At 71.5% G+C, this 4,678-nt stretch carries 5 protein-coding genes and 1 pseudogene; 4 read left to right on the top strand and 2 right to left on the bottom strand.

The window, feature by feature from the left end; genetic code table 11:
* Nucleotides 1-55: 55 nt before the first annotated feature.
* From ABZ281_RS38595 to der, 3 genes and pseudogenes are all read left to right on the top strand, one after another.
* A pseudogene (locus ABZ281_RS38595) lies at nucleotides 56-187 on the top strand ((d)CMP kinase); the annotation flags it as partial.
* On the top strand, nucleotides 184-831 hold the full coding sequence (locus ABZ281_RS38590; protein WP_356662681.1) for a lysophospholipid acyltransferase family protein: 648 nt from the start codon (nucleotides 184-186) through the stop codon (nucleotides 829-831). The pseudogene ABZ281_RS38595 and the gene ABZ281_RS38590, both read left to right, overlap by 4 nt.
* Before the next feature lie 78 nt (nucleotides 832-909).
* Nucleotides 910-2,403, top strand: coding sequence for a ribosome biogenesis GTPase Der (gene der / locus ABZ281_RS38585; protein WP_356662680.1), 1,494 nt, complete (start codon nucleotides 910-912; stop codon nucleotides 2,401-2,403).
* Between the two features lie 61 nt (nucleotides 2,404-2,464).
* Here der and ABZ281_RS38580 read toward each other — a convergent pair whose 3' ends face one another.
* On the bottom strand, nucleotides 2,465-2,851 hold the full coding sequence (locus tag ABZ281_RS38580; protein ID WP_356662679.1) for a hypothetical protein: 387 nt from the start codon (nucleotides 2,849-2,851) through the stop codon (nucleotides 2,465-2,467).
* 86 nt (nucleotides 2,852-2,937) lie between these two features.
* The gene (locus ABZ281_RS38575) at nucleotides 2,938-3,720 is read right to left on the bottom strand and encodes a hypothetical protein (protein ID WP_356662678.1); all 783 of its coding nucleotides are present in this window, start codon (nucleotides 3,718-3,720) and stop codon (nucleotides 2,938-2,940) included.
* Nucleotides 3,721-4,264: 544 nt separating this feature from the next.
* On the opposite strand from ABZ281_RS38575, the gene ABZ281_RS38570 reads away from it, so the two are divergent.
* On the top strand, nucleotides 4,265-4,678 hold a 414-nt coding region (locus ABZ281_RS38570; protein ID WP_356662677.1), incomplete at its 3' end, for a transglycosylase family protein.

Genomic DNA, 4,678 nt, shown 5'->3' with positions numbered 1-4,678 from the left:
GTGATGGCCATCGCCGCGGCCGAGATGCTCATGGACACCGACAAGCACATCACGTGCATGGTCGTCGTGCCGGCCGCCCCTCGCCAAGGCGGACGACGCCGTCGAGGTGGACACCACCGAGCTCACGCTGGCCCAGGTCATCGAGTGCGTCGTCACCCTCGTCGAGGAGAAGCGGGCCGCAAAGTGACCGAGCTGCCTTCGGCGCGGGGTGCCGAGGTCGGGCGGCGCATCGGCGTCGGCCTGATGTACGGGCTGTGGAAGCCGCGCGTGCTCGGCGCCTGGCGGGTGCCCGCGAGCGGCCCGGTGATCTTTGCGGTCAACCACTCCCACAACATCGACGGCCCGATGGTCATGGGCGTGGCGCCCCGGCCTACCCACTTCCTGATCAAGAAGGAAGCGTTCATCGGGCCGCTGGACCCCTTCCTGCTCGGCATCGGGCAGGTGAAGGTCGACCGCACCACCACCGACCGCACGGCGATCACCCAGGCGCTCGGCGTCCTGGCCGAAGGCGGCGTGCTCGGCATTTTCCCGGAGGGCACCCGGGGCGAGGGCGACTTCGCGTCGCTGCGCGCCGGCCTCGCGTACTTCGCGGTGCGCAGCGACGCTCCGATCGTCCCGGTGGCCGTGCTGGGAAGTTCCGACAAGCCCGGACGGTTGACAAAGGCGCTGCCTCCGCTGCGTTCCCGCGTCGACGTCGTCTTCGGAGAGCCCTTCGAGGCGGGCGACGGCAGCGGTCGCCGGACGCGCAAGGCGCTGGACGAGGCGACCGGGCGCATCCAGAAGCAGCTCGCGGCCCACCTGGAAAACGCCAGGCGCCTCACCGGGCGCTAGACGACACTGAGTAGTGGATCAGCCCGGAACAGCGGGCACTCCACCGACCACCACGATGAACGACGAGGTACGGACTTCATGAACGACCACATCCAGCCCGACGGCTCGGACGCGTCCGAGGGCGCGTACGGGCATGACCACGGGGCTCTCGGCGACGCCGAGTTCGCGGAGTTCATGGAGCTCGCCGCGGAAGAGGGCTTCGACCCCGAGGACGTCGAGGGCGCCATCGAGGCGGCGGGCCACGGCCCGCTGCCCGTGCTCGCCGTCGTCGGCCGCCCCAATGTCGGCAAGTCGACTCTGGTGAACCGCATCATCGGACGCCGCGAAGCCGTCGTCGAGGACAAGCCCGGCGTCACCCGCGACCGCGTCACCTACGAGGCCGAGTGGGCCGGCCGCCGCTTCAAGGTCGTCGACACCGGCGGCTGGGAGCAGGACGTCCTCGGCATCGACGCCTCCGTGGCCGCCCAGGCCGAGTACGCCATCGAGGCCGCCGACGCGGTCGTCTTCGTCGTCGACGCCAAGGTCGGCGCCACCGACACCGACGAGGCCGTCGTCCGGCTGCTGCGCAAGGCCGGCAAGCCGGTCGTGCTGTGCGCCAACAAGGTGGACGGCCCGAGCGGCGAGGCCGACGCCTCCTACCTGTGGTCGCTGGGCCTGGGGGAGCCGCACCCGGTCTCCGCGCTGCACGGCCGCGGCACCGGCGACATGCTCGACCAGGTCCTCGAAGTGCTCCCCGAGGCGCCGCGCGAGACGTTCGGCGGGGGCGGCATCGGCGGCCCGCGCCGCATCGCCCTGATCGGCCGCCCCAACGTCGGCAAGTCCTCGCTGCTGAACAAGGTGGCGGGCGAGGAGCGCGTCGTCGTCAACGAGCTGGCGGGCACCACCCGTGACCCGGTCGACGAGCTGATCGAACTCGGCGGCGTCACCTGGAAGTTCGTCGACACGGCGGGCATCCGCAAGCGCGTCCACCTCCAGCAGGGCGCCGACTACTACGCCTCGCTGCGCACGGCGGCCGCCGTCGAGAAGGCGGAGGTCGCGGTCATCCTGATCGACGGCTCCGAGTCCATCTCGGTGCAGGACCAGCGGATCGTCACCATGGCCGTCGAGGCGGGCCGCGCGATCGTCCTCGCCTACAACAAGTGGGACACCCTCGACGAGGAGCGCCGCTACTACCTGGAGCGGGAGATCGAGACCGAGCTCGGCCAGGTGACCTGGGCGCCGCGGGTCAACGTCTCGGCGCGCACCGGACGGCACATGGAGAAGCTGGTCCCGGCGATCGAGACGGCCCTGGCCGGCTGGGAGACCCGGGTCCCGACGGGCCGGCTGAACGCCTTCCTCGGTGAGCTCGTCGCCGCCCACCCGCACCCGGTCCGGGGCGGCAAGCAGCCCCGCATCCTGTTCGGCACGCAGGCGGGCACCAAGCCGCCGCGGTTCGTGCTGTTCGCCTCCGGCTTCATCGAGGCGGGCTACCGGCGCTTCATCGAGCGCCGCCTGCGCGAGGAGTTCGGCTTCGACGGGACGCCGATCCACATTTCCGTACGGGTGCGCGAGAAGCGCGGCAAGAAGAAGTAACGCGAGAACACCGGAAAGGGCGGCCCCGACGGGGCCGCCCTTTCTGATGTCCGGTGCTCGCTCAGACGCCGCCGCACCGGCCCGGCGGCAGCCCGGCGGGTACGTAGTGCATCCCCGTGCCGTGCGAGATGGTGCCGACGCGCTGCCACTGCGGCTGCTGCCCGGCGGCGTGCCGGGCGCTCTGGGCGCCCGCGCTGTAGGCACTGTACGAGCTGCCGTACGTGCCTCCGTACGAGCCCGAACCGTGTGGGCTGTTCCCGAAGGCGGTGAAGCCCAGTTTCTCCTCGCCGCTGCGGTCGCCGGGCAGTGCGCGGAAGGACTTGACGTACTCGGCGTAGAGCGCGTCGTAGATCGGCGTGGCCGATGGGCCGCCCTGGGAGTCCTGAGCCGATCGCGCGGACGGGATCGGCGAGAAGGACTGGCGGCGTGGAACGTCGTATGCGTGCACGTATGTCCAAACGACCCCGCGGGTCAAGGGATGCGGCCCGGGTACGGCTTTCGCAGGTGTGCGGCCTGCGCGGGTGACGCGGGGGCTCAGGTGCCGGCCAGCGGCAGTGTCGAGGCGACCAGCTTGCCGTTGGCCGCCGCCTTGTCCAGCGCGTCCCGCAGCAGGTCCTCGCGCGGCTGGCGGCCGATCGAGCCGACGGGCGCGGCGAACATCAGCACCTGCTGGTGCTTGTTGGCGGCCGCGCGCCAGCCGTCGGTCACCTGGAGCGGCTGGTGCGCCTGCCACCAGGCCACCGGCTGGCCGCCGTTGCTGCCGGGCTGGAGCACCGCGTGCAGCTGGCCCACGGCGAGCAGCACCGACCAGCCGGGCAGCACCGGCGGTACGGCGGACAGGTCGGTCAGGGGCGTGAAGCCCTGCTCGATGAGCAGCGGCAGGAAGTCGTCGCCGGTCCCGGTCGTGCCGGGCCGGGCGATGGGTCCGGTCGGCTCCACCACCAGGGCCGGGCGCAGCTCTCCGCCGATCAGGACGAGGCCGCTGGTTACGCCGAGCACCGCCTGCTCGGGCACCATCTTGTCGGGCTCCAGATCGACGGTTTCGCCGGCGATGGACTTCACGGCGCCCCGCAGCTGCTCCTCGGTGACCTGCACGACCTGCGAGGGCAGGCAGCCGGCGTGGGCGAAGGCGAGGACGGCGGTCTCGTCCCCGATGAACAGGACGGTGCTGGTGCGCTCCTGCTCGGAGTCGCCCGGAGTGCGGCACGAGGTGCAGTCGTAGCTGCCCGGGGCGGTCTCTCCGGCGAGCAGGCGGTCGGCTTCTTCGTCGCCGATCTCGGCGCGTACCTCGTCGCTGACGTCGAGCATGCGCGGCACGGGTGGCTCCCTCGGGGATGCGGTGCGTGGCAAAGCCGGGTGGCTCCCGGCCCGTGGTCCGGGTAGGTCCCGGCTCATGAAGAAGACAACGGGCGATCTGTGGCGGGAGTCACGCCCCAGGGCGAACGGAATCGAACCATCCAGCGCGCAGGGTCACGCTCGGCGCGGAATCGCGCACTCACCGTCAACTCGCCGCTGCGGCAAGGGCTTTGAAGGGGTGAAGTGGGTCACAGATCACCATGGGGGTGGGTCGACAAATCCGGAAATCCGCGAATGAAGTGGGTGTCCGGAAATCGCCGTTACCCGAGGTATCGGTGAACTGGCCTGCCCGGACGGGCGACTGGTTGATGCCGGGCCCCCGGCCTCCTTAGATTCCTCCGCCGTGTGCAACGAGCACCGCTCGGGTACGTCCGCCGGCCGCCGGGTTCCCAGGAACCGGGCACAGCACCGCTCCGGTGGACGGGGCGAGCGCGACTCCCGCGCCCCATGGCGCGGGAGTGGCGTTCCGTCAGGGGGAAGCCCGGGTGTTCCGAGAGGGACCTACATGTCCGAATGCGCCGATACCACTCGCTCCACCGCCCGGAAGAACCAGGTTCGAACGACGGCGGTCCTCGCCGGGGCGGCACTGCTCGCGCCCCTCGGACTGCTGGCCGCGACCGGAAACGCCGCGGCGGCTGACAGCGGAGTGTGGGACCGCATCGCCCAGTGCGAGAGCGGCGGCGACTGGCACATCAACACCGGCAACGGCTACTACGGCGGACTCCAGTTCGCCCCTTCCACCTGGAACGCCTACGGCGGTACGGCCTACGCGCCCACCGCCGACCGGGCGAGCAGGTCCCAGCAGATCGCCGTCGCCACCAAGGTCCAGCGCGCCCAGGGATGGGGCGCCTGGCCGACCTGCTCGGCACGTGCCGGGGCGAGCGGCGGCGCACCGGCCGCCGGCCCGGGCACCTCCACC

The organism is Streptomyces sp. NPDC006265 (assembly GCF_040613555.1).
In the GTDB taxonomy this organism is placed as follows: domain Bacteria; phylum Actinomycetota; class Actinomycetes; order Streptomycetales; family Streptomycetaceae; genus Streptomyces.
The sequence above is the reverse complement of the archived record's forward strand: the minus strand, read 5'-3'. Positions and strand labels throughout refer to the sequence as shown.

Excerpts from the sequence above, each read along its gene's own strand:
- der (WP_356662680.1), top strand. The coding sequence starts at position 910 with ATGAACGACCACATCCAGCCCGACGGCTCGGACGCGTCCGAGGGCGCG.